Here is a 15,917-nt window from a genome sequence, read left to right as displayed (position 1 = left end):
GCTCCGCGCTCGGATGTACTCCCTCACTCGACCACTCAACGGGGGTCCCCGGGACGCATCGCGGCCCTGCTCCGCCGCAACATCCGCGGGATGATGCGCTGGTACCTCACCACCCACAAGCTCGGCGACGAGCTGCGCTGCAATTCCATGCGCCCCCACGCGCACGCCTGGTACGCCGCCGTCTGTGCCCGCATCGACGCCAAACTCGTCGGCTCCGCCCCGCGCTACCTGCGGGTCTCGCTCCTCGCCGCGGCCCTCGGCGGCCTCTTCCAGCTCGGAACCTGGGCCGCGCTGGGCGCCCTGGTCCTGGCGGGATCCATGGCCCTGGCGGCGGCGGGCACCGCCATCGTCGCCATGCGGACCTCCGCCTCCGCCCTGTCCAGCCTGGTGGTCTACGGCGCCGCGATGTTCCAGCACGCCCTCTACCTGGAGGACTACCGCCTCTTCCTGGAGCAGGCCCGCGAACTGGCCGTCACCCGCGGCAGCGTGGCGGCGGGGCCGCCGGAGAAGGTCAGCCTGGAGAACGCCTCGTACACCTACCCGGGCAAGGACACTCCGGCGCTCGGCCCGGTCAGCCTGTCCCTGTCCCGCGGCGAGATCATCGCGGTGGTCGGTGAGAACGGCGCCGGGAAGTCCACCCTCATCCGCCTGCTGACCGGCCTCACGGTCCCGAGCGACGGGGAGGCGTACTGGGACGGCACCCCGACCCGCGCGCACGACCAGCGGACCCTGTGGGCCCACGTCGGGCTGGTCGCCCAGTCCTACGCGCAGTGGCCGTTCACGGTGCGCGACAACGTCACCCTCGGCCAACCCGACGCACGGGGCGAGGACGCCGTGTGGGAAGCGCTCGACGCGGTCGGCATGCGCGAGGCTGTCCAGGGCTACCCGCACGGCCTCGACACGCTCCTGGCCCGCTCGCTGTGGGGCGGCCACGAGCTCTCGGGGGGCCAGTGGCAGCGCCTGGCGTGCGCCCGCGCCTTCCACCGCAAGCCCCGGCTGCTGATCATGGACGAGCCCACCTCGGCGATGGACGCCCGTGGGGAGCACCAGGTCTTCACCGGCCTGCAGCAGATGAAGGAGGACCGGATCACCATGATCGTCACCCACCGGATGGAGAACACGAATTCCCTGGGGATTCAGACCTGTTGCCATAGCAGAATCTCACATCGATGCAGCTCAACGGCGTTGCTGCCAAGCCTACTCATCACAACAGGTGTGGCGCCATCACCGATACGGGTGATCAGGAAACGGCGGGCATGGCTGAATGGCAGGGTGAGCGCAAGCATGACGTCACTCGTCTGATACGACGTCAAGGAACCGCGCTCGCACCAACCTGAGCATCGTGCGGGGCAACTCACGCTGCGCCATCTACCCGTTCGCATGCCTGTGTGCGGCCATCACCAGTGGTCTCCTCTACCCCGTCCCGTGAAACCAGGAAGCACATACCCCAAGTTGATATCCTGCGAATAGCGACGTGCATGAGACTTCTGGACTGACGCAATCGACGGCAGGTGCTAACAAGCATGCGGATACGGTGTGCTGGCGATGACATATGGAATCCAGAGGGTTGCTCACCCCTACCGGTTGCGCCCCTGAGTTCGGTAGCCGAAACTGACAGAGAAGTATGCCGTGCCGTCGGCAGCACTCCACCCAGTAACTCGCCGCCACCGCCGCGCAACTAGCCAGGAGCCCGAGGCGTTGTCGTCCAGGTGATCACCCTGCCGATACAGGCTTTCAGAAGGTGATGACAGTGACGAAAGACCACCGCCAAAGCGAAGGCGCCGCCCCGCGTGCCGGAAATCAGAAAATTTCCGGTACAGATTCTGCGCGTTCCGTCATATTGGTTGCCGGAGACATCACCATCGATTGGGGTGTTCGCCTTCCTAAAGGTGGCCCGCCCGGACCGGAGGAGCGGTTGAAGGCGACGAGCTATCCGTGTTGGCGCCAAGGTGGCGCAATTCTGTTGAGAGCACTTATCGAAAAAGCCACCGATAAACTACCTCAAGTAGTGGGGCCACAGTATCGGACAGATTGCCCTACCCCTAGCGATAGCACCACGCACCACTCATTCAACACTCTAGCTCCGTACGGAGAAGAGCCAACTGTGGCGCCAGAAACACGCTCGGGTTCACAGCAACGATCTGAACCCAGCATGGATGAAATTCCCTGGCGAATCCGAAGGTATTTGGGAATCAGCCGTGGAACAAATTTGCAAAAGGGCTATGAGCTCCAGCCGCCCCAACAGCCCTGCCTGATTGTAATCGATGACGCATGCCTCGGCTTCAGTGATGACGCGGATCTATGGGAAGACCTGATCGAGAAGTTCCAACAACAGGACGAGGCAACACCATGGCTACTAATAAAGCTGAAAGGAGAAAGCGTTGCAAGAAGTAAGCTATGGAAAAGGCTTTCAGAATGGATTGAAGAACGAGGAAGCTGTCCCGAGCGTCTGATCGTCCTGACCCATGTTGATAGCCTGCGGGATGCGGGCGCCGAGGTGAGCCGCGGACTGTCATGGGAACGCTCGACCCAAGATGTACTAGCGGCGTTGGAGGGGGATTCCCCTGTCCGAACACTGGGCCTATGCCAGAGGCTAATTGTCTCCTTCGGACCCGTTGGTGCCATGCTAATAGAACAAGAGGCGCGCACACGCACCGCTACTCTTTTCTTCGGCCCTGAAATGGTAGAGGGGACTTGGGAAAGACAGAATCCAGGTGGGTGGATTTTTGGCTACAGCCAGGTACTCGCAGCCGCCATAATAAAATCAATGAAAGAGGCACAAATCCTCGAAGGTCGCACTCTTGAAATCGATCTTCATGAAGTTCTGTCATCCGGGATAAGGCGCGGAATCAGCGCCATGCGCAGTGCTTATGCGGATGGCTTCAGTGCACATCCAGACGGACAACTTAAGTTCCCATTGCGCTGCTTGGATGTCGGACAAAGCATCCTAGGGGAAGTGCGCATAGAAGCCAGGAAGGCGAACCCTAAGCTCCAGTGGTCCATTCTCGGCGATTCCCTTTCCGGAGAAGACGCCGATCCCTACTCTAAGGCGGAATCGGTTGCCAAGAAAGGCCCGGGGGCGCCGGCGCTACAGAACATCCCTCACGGGGAGTTTGGGACTCTGCTTACGGTTGATCGTGGAGAAATGGAAGGACTCCGCACTATACAAAATCTCATCTCCGAATATTGGGAGGCGCAGAACAAACTGAAGCCACGATCAATTGCAGTCTTCGGTGCGCCTGGATCGGGCAAGTCATTCGCTGTCAAGCAAGTGGTTAGGTCAATGCAAGGCGGACCCAAGGAGCCGCTCGAGTTCAACCTATCCCAGTTCGACTCAGTGGATGAGTTGACAGACGCATTCCATCAGGTTCGGGACCGGCGCCTAAAGGGCGAAGTGCCTCTTGTCTTTTGGGATGAATTCGACACTCCATTTCACAACGAGCCGTTGGGGTGGGTGCGGCATTTCTTGGCACCGATGGCGGATGGCGAGTTCCACTCGGGAGAATTGACCCACCCTATTGGGCGCTGCATTTTCGTTTTCGCAGGCGGAATCTTCGAGAAGTACGCCAAATTTGAGGCCGACGTACTCCGCCCCGAGCAGCGAACCACCAAAGGGGCAGACTTCCTGAGCCGCTTGCGTGGATACATCGATGTAGTCGGCCCCAACCCGCCGGGAAATAGCCCTGTAGGGCCAGAGCAATTGATACATCGCGCACTACTCCTACATCAATTCTTGAAAGGTTCGCCTGTTGGGGATTCTACTTCAGCAGAAAAAGACATCGATTCGGGAGTTCTACGTGCATTTCTGACGATCCAGAAATATAGGCACGGAGCGCGCTCCATGGAGGCGATACTCGACATGAGCAGTTTGCATCAGGGAGGCAAGTATGATCGATCATGCCTGCCTCCTGAAAGCCAGCTTGAGTTGCATGTCAATGCAGCAGAGTTCCTGCGTATCGCCCGTTACGGAAGGAACGAAGATTGGTCGGTTAAATGGCAAGTGCATCACAAAGTCTGGCAGCACATGCCAACTGGAAGAAGAGGCAAGAAGCACAGCCGGCGGTGAAGTCGGCCGGGTGCCGTTTGAGGAGCGACCCGATCCCTGGTCGGATAAACTTCGGTGCATGGGAGGGTATCTGGACTACCGGTGGCACCCGGATAGGTGGAGTTCAGCGGCCGCCTGGGGAGTTCTGGTTCAGCACCCGGGTTAGTTCCCGGTTGGCGGCTCGGGCGGCCTCAAGTTCCTCCGTCCGCTCTACAAGCTCTCCCCGCTTCTCAAGGAGTTCCTGCTCCAGCAAGGCCACGTGGCGCTGGAGCTGATCGACATCTGGTGGGGCTCCGAGCCCTGATTCGCTCCAGGCGTGCTCTCCCAGTTGCTCAGAGAGCCGCTTCTCCAACTGGCGTACGCGTGCGGCGAGACGCAAGTTCCGCCCCAGCGCATTGGCCAGGTCGGCCTGTAGGGAGGCTCGGCTGACGGCGGCCAATCGCCCCTCCTCGACAGGCGTGTTGGCAGCGACGTGAACGCGTTCGAGCAAGTCACGGTGACGGTAGAGGAAGCTGCGGTCGACTCGTGCGGCGCGGGCGAGGCCGGAGACGGTGATGTCGCCGCCGGTTCGCAGGGCCGCGTTCAGAGCCTTGATCACACGTTCTCGGCGTCGCGCGGAGTCGGCGCGCTTGCCTTCGATCATGCTGGAGGTCATGCGGTCCTCTCGGGGCGGATGTCGGGCGTGGGCTGCCTCACCTTCGGAATGCCGAGCGAGACGGCGCCTGCCCGGGTTCTGCGGACGACGGTCACGGCCTGCTGGATCTGATCCCGGTCCTCGTCGGTGAGGTCGTCGAGTTCTTCGCGGACGCGTTTGACCAGGCGGCGGACTCGGCTCATCTCGTCGTCCGAGGGCATTGCTTCGCCCTTGGCCCAGTCGTCGGCGTCGGTGAACGCAGCCAGGCGCTCACGGTTGCGGAGCAGATCGGCCAAGTAGGCTTCCAGGTCGGGCAGGTAGGACACGTCGGTGCGGAAGTGGCTGCAGCCGACGCAGCGGAATCGGACCGGGCAGTCCTGGCCACCGGCGGCGACGTTCGACGGTTCGGTGCAGGTGCCGTAGGGGACCTGGGTTACTCCGATTGCCCGGCGGGCGTGCTCGGAGTCGAGGACGGCCTTGGCCTGCCGCCAGACGCGGTTGCCTCGGCGGTCGAATTGCATCGCCGTGACACGCTCGACCGCTTCGCGTTGGCGTTTCTCGCCGACCCGGTAGTAACACTGCGTAGTGTTAAGTTGGCGATGGTCCATCAAAACCCTAAGGGCGTCGACGGGCACGCCAGCATCTGCGTGACGCTGCGCATAGGTGTGCCGGTAGGCGTAGGGGAAGATCTTCGCCTTGTCGAAGGCCAGCATCTTTGTGATGCGTTCACCAGCGACCTCGACGACGGTGGGGACGAGGAAGTCCGGCAGGGAGTCGACCCAAGCTCGGTGGCGGACCCCGAGCCAGCTGGCAGTCAGCGACTTCGTGCCGCGTGGGTTCGCGACCGGTGAAGGCATGAGCGCGAGCTCTTTATCCGGGGTGCCCGGGAATCGGGCCCGGACTCGCTCCTGCTGTTCGACGATGAGGGCCGCAGTGGCCTTGGCGATCGGCAACCGTCGGCCGTTCCTGAGTGCCTTGCGGTTGTCGTAGATCAGGACAGGCTCGCCGTCGCCATCACGCTCGAGGCAGCCGAAGGGCAGACGGCAGATCTCGTCCGGGCGGCGGCCTGTGTCCATCAGCAGCTCGACCGCGGTGCGGGCCTGCGGGTCACCTGCGCCCACGAGGTTGAGTTGGTCGCAGAGTTGCCGCATCACCTCCGGCGGGAGGTCGCGGCCGGCCTCGGTGTCCTCGGGGTCGTCCGGGATGTCCTCGGGCTGTAGCGTGAACTGCTCAGACAGGCCGTGCAGAGGCTGGTCGGGCTGAGTCAGCCCGAGGCTTCGCATGCGGCTGAGCATGCGCCGCAGGTGTCGGATATCGACGACGTGGCGGGCGGCGGCGACCTCTCCCTGCTGCACCAGGTAGCGCATCCGGTTGAGGAAGGCCACGATATCGTCGCGGCTCAGAAGCCGCGGATCCGTTCCCTTGTCCGGCCGGTTCAGCCGAAGGCTTTCGGAGAGCCGGACGACGCAGTTGATCTGTGTCTGCATCGCCCCGCGGGGGTTGGTGCCCCGGCGACGGGGAGCATCGTCGACAGCCCAGTTCTGAGTGGCCCTGCGCAGCCATGGCTGGCTGATCTTCTCGAAGTGGAGGTAGCCGGTCATGCCGAACGCGGCGCCGTCCCAGGTGTTCTTGTGCCGCTCGGTCTCCGGCGACATGCCCCGACGAAGGACCTGTTTGAGGAATCCCTTCGCCAGTGACGCGTTCATCTTGCCCAGACCGGAGACGTCGAGTTCGACCAGAGAACTGACCTGCTGGGCCCGGACGAGATCGCAGAAGGGGCGGACGTGGTGGTCCTTGTGCCGGATGCCGTCAGCGACGCGTTCCTGTAGCCCATAGAGAATCTCGGCCACGATCCGGTCGGGCAAGCCGAGCAGGCTCACCATGCCGGCCTGGGCGATGGCCGAGGTCGTGAGCCGCCAGGTCTCCTCCTTGAGGGTGCTGCCCTTGCGTACCTCCTGCAGTCGGCGCTGGTAGTGCGCCGTGCAGTACTGGTAGCTGTGTCCATCGCGAGATCGGGGACACGCAGCGACCTCACAAGGACCGAAGCCGGGCAAGGGCTTGGCGGAGGGGTGTCGGATGAACTCGGCCACCGACAGGGCGAGCGACTTCTTCTGGCCCAGGTGGGCGCTGCACAACCCGGCGCGTGACGTTTTCGACGGGCGCCCGCACTCACGAACCCGGCAGTTGCTGACGCCGATCGAGCGCCAGTGCCGCTTGACGGTGGACACGAACGCTTCGAAACTCTGCCCGCTGGCCTTTAGGCGCTTCGCGCAGCCCACGCAGAGCCCTTGGTCCTTGGTGTGGAAGACGACCTTGTCGCAGCCCGCCACGGGGCACTCCGGGCCGCCTAGCAGAGGATGATCGCGGGGGAAGATCAGCTGGCAGCGTGCAGCGTCCCAGCCCATGAGCTGCTGGAATTCAGGAGTCACTGCCCCCATGAGAACGTCGGTGATGTTGTCCGGCTCCGCCGGTAGGTTCTCGACCAGGGCGATCGTCATCGATCGCCCTCTTTCGTGCTCACACGCGGCAGAGGCACCCGCTCAATGGCCTCACGAAGGCGCGATGGCTTGGGATGCAGGTAGGGTCGCGGCGATTCCGCGCTCTTCTGCCCGAGCAGGGCCTGGACCTCGTCCAGTTTGCCGCCGGCGTCGGCGACATTGCTGGCCATCGCATGTCGACACATCCGGGGGCCGATCTTCCGGCCCAGCCCGGCCCGCAGGGACAGCGACTCACACAGTTCGCCGATTGCATCGGCCGTCATCGGCGCCCCGTAGGGCGGCCGGAACAGGTTGACCAGCACGAAGTCGCTGCCGTCAGCTCCCAGGTGCTCGTGACGTTCCAGCGCGTACTGGTCGAATGCCTGGACTACGAGGAAGTCGACCGGCATGGCCCATGACTTCTTCGACTTTGACCAGGCACGGTTCTCGTTCTCGCGCCGGATTACGTGGACGTGGGCGCCCTCGATATCGCAGCCCAGGGTGCGGGAATCCATCATCAGATGCGGATCACAGCGGCGCAGGCCCGCGACCTGCCCGGGGCGCAGTCCGACCCGCGACAGCAGCAGAAGAATGAGCCGGTCGCGGGCGGAGCGGCACTTCAGGAACATGCCGACGATCTCCTCGTCGCTGGCCCGATCGATGGCGCTCTCGGGTTCCTGGAGCCGATGGCGGGCCCGCATCCGGTACCGCATGGCACCGCTCTCGCCGCGAGCCGGCTGGGGCAAGTCGCGGTCATCACCGAGTTCGTAGATCTGCTCCAACACCCAGGCTGGCGCGGCCTTGTTCACCACAGCGTGGACCAGGAACATCCGGACTGCAGTCAGTACCTTGTTGATCCGGCGCTCGCCCCGGACCGGCTTCGCACCCGGCCCCGGCACCACTACCCGCCGCTGATCGCCGTTCCTCGGGGTCCACTTCAGCCAGAGCATGAACAGCCCTATTTCGCGAGCGGCGGTCCGCCACTCCCGCCTGGTGCTCGCGCACCACACCAGGAACAGCATGACGGCCTCGGCATACGCTTTCGTCGTCGTCTCCGCCCGCCCCCGGGCCAACCTCAGCTCCCGTAGGAAGCGGTCGGCGTCCTCGACCACCTCCAACTCGTCGTCCACCACAGTCCAATAGCGGGTGCCTGACGGCAGTTGTACAGGGAATGCACGCACTGATACCCCTATCCACGAGTCGATCGCAACGATCCACCGCAGAGCCGCACCCCCTGAGAACCATCGCAACCAACCCAACGACGGGGCTCCGTACGACGTCACACCACAGCCGGGGAACCCCCAGAGAACTGCCGCCTGGCCGACCGGATCATCGTCCTCGACGGGGGCCGGGTCGTCGAGACCGGCACCTTCGCCGAACTGACCGCCCTCGGCGGCACCTTCGCCGAGCTGTACGGGCTCTCGCAGGACCGCTGACCCGTGCCCCCGGCTCCGTACGGGTGCCGGCCCGGCCCGTACGGAGCCGGGCCCCGCGCCGACCCGGCTACGACGCGGCGTAGCGGGCCAGGAAGAGGTCGACTCCCGAGGTGACGACGCGGGTCAGCTCCGCAGGGCCGGCCTCGGTGCCGGGTGCGAAGGTGTGCACCAGTTGCGGGACGCCGATGGTGGCGGCGATGAGCTGCTGTACGGCGAGCACGGGGTCCGGGACGTCGAGCTCGCCGCGCCGCCCGAGTTCGGTGAAGGCCTCGACGAGGGGCTTGTTGTACATGTCGTACGTGACCCGGTACCAGAGCAGGCCGAGCTGCGGGAAACGGTGGATCTCCCCGATCATCAGGCGGCGCAGCGCCATGCTGTCGGGGCGCAGCAGGAGCGCGGCCCAGTCCCCGGTGAGGGAGATCAGGGCGGCGCGCAGATCGGCGGCCTCCGCGAGGTCGGAGCCGCCGGGTTCGAGGCCGGCGTAGGTTTCGCGCAGGATGCCGCCGATGGCGGCGAGGAACAGTCGCTCCTTGGTGCCGAAGTGCTTGTAGACCGTCGCTTTGGAGACCCCGGAGCGGCTGGTGACCGCGTCCATGGAGGCGGCGGCGTACCCCTCGGCGAGGAACTCCGCGGCGGCCGCGTCGATGATCGCCCGGCGCTTGCGCCGGACGGCGTCGGGGGCAGCGGGGAGGACCGGGATGCCGTACTCGTCGGTGGCGTTCGCCGTCTCGGCTTCCATGGGGGAGTCCTTCGTGCCCGCGGGGTGGCACGGGGGCGGTGCGTGCCGGGGCCAGTGTATGAACCGATCCGTTCGGTACGAACCGCCCGGCCGCCGCGCCGGCGTCAGCTCTGTGCCGCGCCGCCCTTCTTGACCGCCTCGGTGATGTCGGCCGTGTCGGCGGCCGGCGGGACCGCGATGTCCTTCGCGACGCCGAAGGACAGGAAGTCCACCTTGACGGTGACGTCCCCGACGGTCTGGTTCAGCCGCGAGGGCATCCCCTTGTCGTCGACCCAGATGTCCGAGACGAGCTCGGTCGCCGTGCCCGCGCCCACCGCGCCGAACATCGCCTTGGTGTCGCCCATTTTGTCCACCGGAACCGTGGCGCGGTAGTGGACGGAGCTCTTCCCGTTGACGTCCTCCTGGCCGACCTTGGTGACGTTGCTGGCCCACTTGAGCGACTTCAGCCCGGCCGTCGGGTCGTTGTTGCCCGCGTTCATCCCGGCGGCGCCCTGCTCGCCGAGCACGGCCGAGGCCTCGACCTTCAGCCAGGTCTTGCCGGCGAACGGGCCGCTCGGCGCCGGATCGATGCCGTAGTAGTACGCCCCCCGGACGAGCCGGTACGTGATCGTGCCGTCGGCGACCAGCTTCTCCATCTGGAGGTCCTCGGCCGGCATCTCCGCCTCCATCGCGAGGCCGTCGCCCCAGGAGTAGACGCCGTTCATCTGGACCGGCTTGCCGCCCGTGTCGGGCATCGTGACGCTCATCTCGACCTCGGCCGAGCCGGCCTTGGAGGCCTCGTCGGAGACCTTCGTGAGCGTCGCGACCAGCGTCTCCGCCGAGTCCGCGGCCTTCTTGCCCACGGAGGCGCCGGCCGTGCAGCCACTCAGGCCCGCCGTCACGATCACGGCGGCCGCGATGCCCGTGGTGACTGTTCCTGCCTTCATTCCCCACCCCTTGGTCGGTTGTCGTCCCTGTCCCCCCGGACGGGTCCGGATCGTCACACGCTCGTACAACTCCTCGGCCGACAGAGAGGATTTCGGCCTCCACCGCCCCGTCGCCGTGTCCCCGGGAGGTCCCCGCAAACTCGCGCGCGCCGCTCCGAGCAGCCCGTATATCCTGCCCGGCATGCTGCGACTCGAACGCCTGCGGGCCGATCACGAGGATGCCCTGCTGGCCTTCGAGCGGGACAACCGGGCGTACTTCGCCCGCTCCGTACCGGACCGCGGGGACGCCTACTTCGCGGAGTTCGCCGCCCGCCACCGCGCCCTGCTCGACGAACAGGACACGGGCGCGTGCCGGTTCCACCTGGTGATGGACGCCGCCGGAGAGCTGATCGGGCGCGTCAACCTGGTCGACCTGGCGGACGGCGCCGCCGACCTCGGCTACCGGATCGGCGAACGGGCGGCGGGCCGCGGCGCGGCCACCGCGGCCGTCCGGGAGGTCTGCCGGCTCGCCGCCGCGGAGTACGGGCTCACCGTCCTCACCGCGTCCGCCACCCTGGACAACGCGGCATCGGCGGCGGTGCTCCGGCGGACCGGGTTCACGGTGGTGGGGGAGACCGTCCTGGACGGCAGCCCCGCACTGAGCTACCGGCGGGCGCTCACCGCCGAGGGCTGACCGCCGAGGGCTGACCGGCCCCCGCCCCGCCCGGCCCCGTCCCGTCGTGAACGGGGCGACGGCCCCGGCCCCGGTGCGTACGGGTGACGGTCCGACAGTGAACCGTCACCCCATCGGTTGCCCCGGCGCGCGCGCACGGCGTTGATCACCGAGTGTGTTGATCACCGGCAGCGTGCGCTGCCCGTCGGCCCCCGCACTGAGGAGTCCCCGGCCCCATGGCTGTCGCCGCCGTCCTCTCCGTCTTATGCGCCGCCCTCATCGCGATGGGCGCCGCGAAACTCGGCCACCACGTGGCACGCGCCGCAAGATGCCGGACGTGGGTCCCGCCGTCGGCACCGCCGCGGGAGCGGTCCTCTCCTTCTTCATCTTCACCCCGGCCTTCCTGATGGTGAGTTCGGCCCAGGAGCCGGCCGTCGCGCGCAAGGGCGACCGCGCCGAAGCCGGCGCGCCGATAGACCTCCACCCCGCCGCCGACCGGATGCCGGCGCCCGCCCGGGCCGAGGTGCCCTCTCGGTGGCGTTCCGTGTCCTGACCGGCCGGCCCAAGGGCGTGCGCGGGGTCCTCGGCATCGCCGCGCTCGGCGGCATCTGCGGGTACGGCGTCCGGCCGGTCCTCCGGCTCGACCACGCCCATGCCCCGGGCGTGCACGTCGAACCCGCCGGCTTCCACGAGGCGCCGCGCCGGACGGCGTTCGTGACCGCGCACGGCATCCGAGCCGGCCCGCTCCCCGCTGCCCGTTTCCGCCCTCCCCCTTTCCTTCCCCCCTTCCCCCCACGTAAGGGTTCCCCATGTCCCGTCCCGGAGGCGCCCGCGCCCTGTTCGCAGGCACCCTCCTCGGCCTGCTCCCCGCCGGTCCCGCGGCCGCACACGAAGCCCCGTACGATCCGGATGCCGCGCGGCCGGCGCCGTACGTCGCCCCCGAGCGGGTGCGCCGCGAGATCAGCGCGGACGAGCGGCGCAGCCTCGGTGAGGACCACGCTGAGGAGCACGCCCGGACCCGCCTCGCGCTGCGGGACGCCGTCGACTACCCCGACACCACCCGCCGCGCCCGCCTCGGCCGGGTCCACGACGAACAGCGGGCCTTCGACCCCGTCGACGAGTCCCGCACCGATCTGCCGCCCCGCCCGGACGGCAGCTCCCGGGTGTACGGGGGCGCCGTGCCGCTGCCCGGCGGGTACGAGGGCCCCGACACGGCCCTGATCATCGGCGGGGACCGCACCGACCCGAAGACGTACAAGCTGTCCGGGGGCCGCTGGACCGTCGACAAGTCCAGGGCCTTCGGACGCACCCAGGACAACACCCTGCTGATGCCGAACGGAACGCTGCTGACGACGAGCGGCGGATACGACCTCCGCGACTACGGGAACGGGGTCCTGAACCCCAACGCCGACCTGAAGTGACGCCAGTTCGAGATGCGCGACGGACAGGGCAACTGGAAGCTCGGCCCCGCCCAGCGGCTTCCCCGCGGCTACCACTCCAACGCCGTCGTCCTGCCCGACGGCCGGGTCATGGTGACCGGGGACGAGCTCCAGCAGCTCGCCAACGACGCCGACATCACCGACGAGATGAACGGCACCATCGAGATGTACGAGCCCTCCTACCTCCACCAGGGCGCCCGGCCCGCCCTCGACAGGGCACCGGCCGGCCCGGTCGGCCACAACACCCGCTTCGAGGTCACCACGAGCACCCCCGACCAGGTCAAGCGGGCCGTGCTGCTGGCGCCCACCACCGCCACGCACGCCGTCAACACCAGTCAGCGCCACGTGGAACTGCGGATCAAGCGGCGCGCGGGCGACACCCTCACTCTGCAGGCTCCGCCGACCGCGGCCGCCGCCCCGCCCGGCTACTACATGCTCTTCCTCCTCGACGCGAAGGGAGTGCCCAGCGTCGCCCAGTGGATCAAGCTCGGCGCCGGAGCGCCCGCCGCGCCGCTGCGCTGAACTCGGCCGTTCTCCCCGTACCTGATTCCCCTCCCCGACCCCACCGCCACTAGGAGCAAGCCGATGGCCCTCGCCCCGTCGCCGCCCCCGGGCTGCCCCCGCACCGGACCCGCCCGCAGGACCGTGGTCCAGGCGGCGGCCCTCGCCGCCGTCGGTGTCACCGCAGGCCTCGCGCCCACGGCGTGGGCCGCCGAGGCCCCGGCCCGCCCGGCCGCGGGCCCGGCCGCGGAGCCCGCGCGGAGGGGCACCGACCCCGGCCCCCTCCCGCTGCGCTCCGACCGAAACTCCCAGGGCGACATCCTCGCCGGGTTCCGCAAGGACCACGCCTGCTTCCTCTTCCTCCACTTCCGCGACGCCGACAAGGCCCGGACCTGGCTGACCGGTCTGCTGCCCTCGATCTCCACCACCGAAGAAGTGGCCCGCTTCAACCGTGCCTTCAGCAAGGCCCGCCGACGCAGCGGCGGCATCGACCCCGACTCCATGGCCAGCCTGTGGACCGGGCTGAGCCTGACCCATCCGGGGCTGCTCCTGTTCGCGGGCAAGGAGCCCTTCCCCGCCGCCCCGGCCGGCTCCAGCGCCGAAGCCTTCACCCAGGGCTCCGCCGCCCGCGCGCAGCAGCTCGGCGACACCGGAACCAGCGCCCCGCAGACCTGGCTGTTCGGCTCCGAGGAGCCCGGCCGCGTGGTGCACGCCGTCCTCACCCTCGCCGCCGACCAGCCCGAACGCCTCGCCGCCGCCGTCGCCGAACACCGCGCGGGCGCGGGCGCGGCCGGCGCGACGGTCCTGTTCCGGCAGGACGGGGCCACCCTCCCCGGCGAGCTCCGCGGGCACGAGCACTTCGGCTTCCTCGACTGCATCAGCCAGCCCGGAGTACGGGGCTTCGACGAGCCCGACCCGGCCGACCCCGCCGGTGTGCTCGGCAAGCCCGGAACCCGGCTCGTCCCCGCCGGCGAGTTCGTCGTCGGCCCCGAGCGGGCGGGCAAGCGCCCCACGGGCCTGCCCGCCTGGGCCACCGGCGGCGCCTTCCAGGTGGTGCGCCGCCTCGCGCAGGACGTGCCCGGCTGGTGGACCCAGGTCGCCCTGCGCCTCGCCGAACTCCAGCGGGCCGGCGCCGCGCCCGCCGACGCCGGCCGGGAATGGCTCGGAGCCCGCCTGATGGGCCGCTGGCCGGGCGGGATGCCGGTCGCCCTGTGCCCGGCGGCGGAGCAACTGCCCGTGCCGGGCGAGCACCCCGACGCCAAGCTCGACTACAGCCAGGACCCGCAGGGTTGGCGGATGCCGCTGTTCGCGCACATCCGCAAGGGAAACCCGCGCGACGGCCTCGTCCTCACCCCGGGCCGTTCCCCCGTGGCCCAGGCGGAGCTCGACGCGCGGCGCCTGATGCGGCGCGGAATCCCGTACGGCCCCGTCTACCAGCCCGAACTGGGCGGGGAACACGGTCCGGAGACCTCGCGGGGACTGGTCTTCGTCTGCCACCAGTCGGACCTGGTGGGGCAGTTCGAGCTGGTGATGCGCAAGTGGGTGAACGACCCGGACTTCCCGGCCGGCCGCAACCCGCGCACCGGCTGCGACCCGGTACTCGGCCCCGATTCGCCCATCGCCTTCGAGACCCCCTCGGCGGACGGCACAGGCAGCCGGGCCAACACCCTCCACTTCGGGCGGTTCGTGCGCACCGAGGGCTCGGTGTACGCCTTCAGCCCCTCCCTCCCCGTCCTGCGCGCCCTGGCCGAGGGGGAACTCGACGACTCCATCGAGTTCCACACCGGTTCCGTACTGCGCCCCGGCGAAACCCTCGACGCGGGAACGGTCCGGCTGTCCCTCGACGGCACCGGCGACCTCGCCCTGCTCGACGCCGACGGCCGCCGTACGTGGCACACCGACACCGCAGGCTCCGGCCACGACGCCGTCCTCACCCAGGACGGTGAACTGCTGGTCCGCAAGGCCGACGGCCGCCCGGCCTGGTCGAGCGGAACCACCGGCCACCCCGGCGCCCGGCTGCTGCTGCGCCCCACCGGAGAACTGGTGATCCTGGCCGGGGAGCAGGTTCTGTGGAAGGCCTCCTCCTCATAGGGTGACCGCATGGCGATCACGGCACCAGTGACAGGCGACACCCGGCTGATCTACGGCTGCATGGCTCTCGGCGGGAGCTGGCAGCCCGGCCCGTACGGGGCCGAGGACATCGACGCGGCCGAGGCGGCGATCGAGGCCGCCCTCGACAGCGGCATCACGATGTTCGATCACGCCGACATCTACCGGCATGGAAAGGCGGAAGCCGTCTTCGGCGAGGTGCTCGCCCGCACCCCCGGCCTGCGCGAGCGCGTCACGCTGCAGACCAAGTGCGGCATCCGGCTCGCCGAAGGCGACCGCCCCGGGATCTACGACCTGCGGGGCGCGAGCATCGTCCGCCGCGTCGAGGAGAGCCTCACGCGGCTGCGCACCGACGTCATCGACGTCCTGCTCCTGCACCGGCCCGACCCGCTGGCCGACCCGGCGGACGTCGCCGAGGCGCTCGCCTCGCTGCACCGCCAGGGCCTGGTGCGGGAGTTCGGCGTCTCCAACATGAACGCCGCGCAGTGCGCCCAGCTGCAACGCCACCTCGACGTCCCGCTCGCCGCCAACCAGCTGGAAATGAGCCTGCACCGGCGGGACTGGCTGGAGGACGGGGTCCTCGTCAACACCCCGGCCGCGGCCGCCGTGGGCTTCCCGGCCGGCACCGTCGAGTACTGCACGGCCAACGGAGTCCGCCTCCAGGCCTACGGGGCGCTGGCCCAAGGCCGCTTCACCGGCCGGGAGTCGAGCGTGGGCGAGCACGCGACCGCCGACCACCTGCGGGCCCTGGCCAAGGCCAAGGACACGACACCGCAGACGATCCTGCTGTGGTGGCTGCAACGCCACCCGGCCCGGATCGCCCCCGTCATCGGCACCGGCCGCCCCGAGCGCATCCGGGCCTGCCGCGACGCGGCCCTGCGCGCCCCGGACCTCGGCCACGAGGAGTGGTACTCCCTGTGGCTCACTGCCCGGGGCGGTCCGCTTCCCTAGCTTCCCGC

General features: G+C 68.3%; 13 protein-coding genes. 8 read left to right on the top strand and 5 right to left on the bottom strand.

Going from position 1 to position 15,917, the window contains the following annotated elements:
• The first annotated feature begins 90 nt into the window (after window positions 1-90).
• Together AC061S_RS04650 and AC061S_RS04645 are read left to right on the top strand one after the other, a co-directional pair.
• Window positions 91-1,302, top strand: coding sequence for an ATP-binding cassette domain-containing protein (locus tag AC061S_RS04650; RefSeq protein ID WP_478684528.1), 1,212 nt, complete (start codon window positions 91-93; stop codon window positions 1,300-1,302).
• A gap of 448 nt (window positions 1,303-1,750) precedes the next feature.
• On the top strand, window positions 1,751-4,066 hold the full coding sequence (locus AC061S_RS04645) for a hypothetical protein (protein ID WP_478684527.1): 2,316 nt from the start codon (window positions 1,751-1,753) through the stop codon (window positions 4,064-4,066).
• 103 nt (window positions 4,067-4,169) lie between these two features.
• Here AC061S_RS04645 and AC061S_RS04640 read toward each other — a convergent pair whose 3' ends face one another.
• The 5 genes from AC061S_RS04640 to AC061S_RS04620 form a co-directional block, all read right to left on the bottom strand.
• A complete protein-coding gene (locus AC061S_RS04640) occupies window positions 4,170-4,700 on the bottom strand; it encodes a DUF6262 family protein (RefSeq protein WP_478684526.1) in 531 nt (176 codons plus the stop codon).
• The gene (locus tag AC061S_RS04635) at window positions 4,697-7,177 is read right to left on the bottom strand and encodes a tyrosine-type recombinase/integrase (protein ID WP_478684525.1); all 2,481 of its coding nucleotides are present in this window, start codon (window positions 7,175-7,177) and stop codon (window positions 4,697-4,699) included. The genes AC061S_RS04640 and AC061S_RS04635 overlap by 4 nt, the downstream gene beginning before the upstream one ends.
• A complete protein-coding gene (locus AC061S_RS04630) occupies window positions 7,174-8,286 on the bottom strand; it encodes a tyrosine-type recombinase/integrase (RefSeq protein ID WP_478684524.1) in 1,113 nt (370 codons plus the stop codon). Before AC061S_RS04630 ends, AC061S_RS04635 begins: the two co-directional genes overlap by 4 nt.
• Before the next feature lie 373 nt (window positions 8,287-8,659).
• Window positions 8,660-9,331 (bottom strand): TetR/AcrR family transcriptional regulator, encoded by a 672-nt coding sequence (locus AC061S_RS04625; protein ID WP_478684523.1) that lies wholly within the window; start codon window positions 9,329-9,331, stop codon window positions 8,660-8,662.
• Window positions 9,332-9,435: 104 nt separating this feature from the next.
• Complete coding sequence (locus tag AC061S_RS04620) at window positions 9,436-10,257, bottom strand: SCO4651 family lipoprotein (RefSeq protein WP_478684522.1); 822 nt, start codon at window positions 10,255-10,257, stop codon at window positions 9,436-9,438.
• A 181-nt stretch (window positions 10,258-10,438) separates the two neighbouring features.
• On the opposite strand from AC061S_RS04620, the gene AC061S_RS04615 reads away from it, so the two are divergent.
• The 6 genes from AC061S_RS04615 (at window position 10,439) to AC061S_RS04590 (ending at window position 15,909) form a co-directional block, all read left to right on the top strand.
• The gene (locus AC061S_RS04615) at window positions 10,439-10,930 is read left to right on the top strand and encodes a GNAT family N-acetyltransferase (protein WP_478684521.1); all 492 of its coding nucleotides are present in this window, start codon (window positions 10,439-10,441) and stop codon (window positions 10,928-10,930) included.
• 316 nt (window positions 10,931-11,246) lie between these two features.
• Window positions 11,247-11,462 carry a hypothetical protein gene (locus AC061S_RS04610; protein WP_478684520.1) on the top strand — a complete coding sequence of 72 codons (216 nt, stop codon included), beginning with the start codon at window positions 11,247-11,249 and terminating at the stop codon, window positions 11,460-11,462.
• 256 nt (window positions 11,463-11,718) lie between these two features.
• A complete protein-coding gene (locus AC061S_RS04605) occupies window positions 11,719-12,330 on the top strand; it encodes a hypothetical protein (protein ID WP_478684519.1) in 612 nt (203 codons plus the stop codon).
• 12 nt (window positions 12,331-12,342) lie between these two features.
• Window positions 12,343-12,870, top strand: a complete 528-nt coding sequence (locus tag AC061S_RS04600; protein WP_478684518.1) for a galactose oxidase early set domain-containing protein — start codon at window positions 12,343-12,345, stop codon at window positions 12,868-12,870.
• Between the two features lie 63 nt (window positions 12,871-12,933).
• The gene (locus AC061S_RS04595; protein ID WP_478684517.1) at window positions 12,934-14,940 is read left to right on the top strand and encodes a Dyp-type peroxidase; all 2,007 of its coding nucleotides are present in this window, start codon (window positions 12,934-12,936) and stop codon (window positions 14,938-14,940) included.
• A gap of 9 nt (window positions 14,941-14,949) precedes the next feature.
• The gene (locus AC061S_RS04590) at window positions 14,950-15,909 is read left to right on the top strand and encodes an aldo/keto reductase (protein WP_478684516.1); all 960 of its coding nucleotides are present in this window, start codon (window positions 14,950-14,952) and stop codon (window positions 15,907-15,909) included.
• Window positions 15,910-15,917: the final 8 nt, after the last annotated feature.

Source organism: Streptomyces sp. CA189 (genome assembly GCF_056428985.1).
This window is presented reverse-complemented; position numbering and strand designations above follow the sequence as displayed.

What these genes read in the sequence shown, in the direction of transcription:
- AC061S_RS04595 (WP_478684517.1), top strand. Translation starts at nt 12,934, where the DNA reads ATGGCCCTCGCCCCGTCGCCGCCCCCGGGCTGCCCCCGCACCGGACCC.
- AC061S_RS04600 (WP_478684518.1), top strand. Translation starts at nt 12,343, where the DNA reads ATGCGCGACGGACAGGGCAACTGGAAGCTCGGCCCCGCCCAGCGGCTT.
- AC061S_RS04625 (WP_478684523.1), bottom strand. Translation starts at nt 9,331, where the DNA reads ATGGAAGCCGAGACGGCGAACGCCACCGACGAGTACGGCATCCCGGTC.
- AC061S_RS04650 (WP_478684528.1), top strand. Translation starts at nt 91, where the DNA reads ATGATGCGCTGGTACCTCACCACCCACAAGCTCGGCGACGAGCTGCGC.
- AC061S_RS04635 (WP_478684525.1), bottom strand. Translation starts at nt 7,177, where the DNA reads ATGACGATCGCCCTGGTCGAGAACCTACCGGCGGAGCCGGACAACATC.
- AC061S_RS04590 (WP_478684516.1), top strand. Translation starts at nt 14,950, where the DNA reads ATGGCGATCACGGCACCAGTGACAGGCGACACCCGGCTGATCTACGGC.
- AC061S_RS04615 (WP_478684521.1), top strand. Translation starts at nt 10,439, where the DNA reads ATGCTGCGACTCGAACGCCTGCGGGCCGATCACGAGGATGCCCTGCTG.
- AC061S_RS04640 (WP_478684526.1), bottom strand. Translation starts at nt 4,700, where the DNA reads ATGACCTCCAGCATGATCGAAGGCAAGCGCGCCGACTCCGCGCGACGC.
- AC061S_RS04620 (WP_478684522.1), bottom strand. Translation starts at nt 10,257, where the DNA reads ATGAAGGCAGGAACAGTCACCACGGGCATCGCGGCCGCCGTGATCGTG.
- AC061S_RS04605 (WP_478684519.1), top strand. Translation starts at nt 11,719, where the DNA reads ATGTCCCGTCCCGGAGGCGCCCGCGCCCTGTTCGCAGGCACCCTCCTC.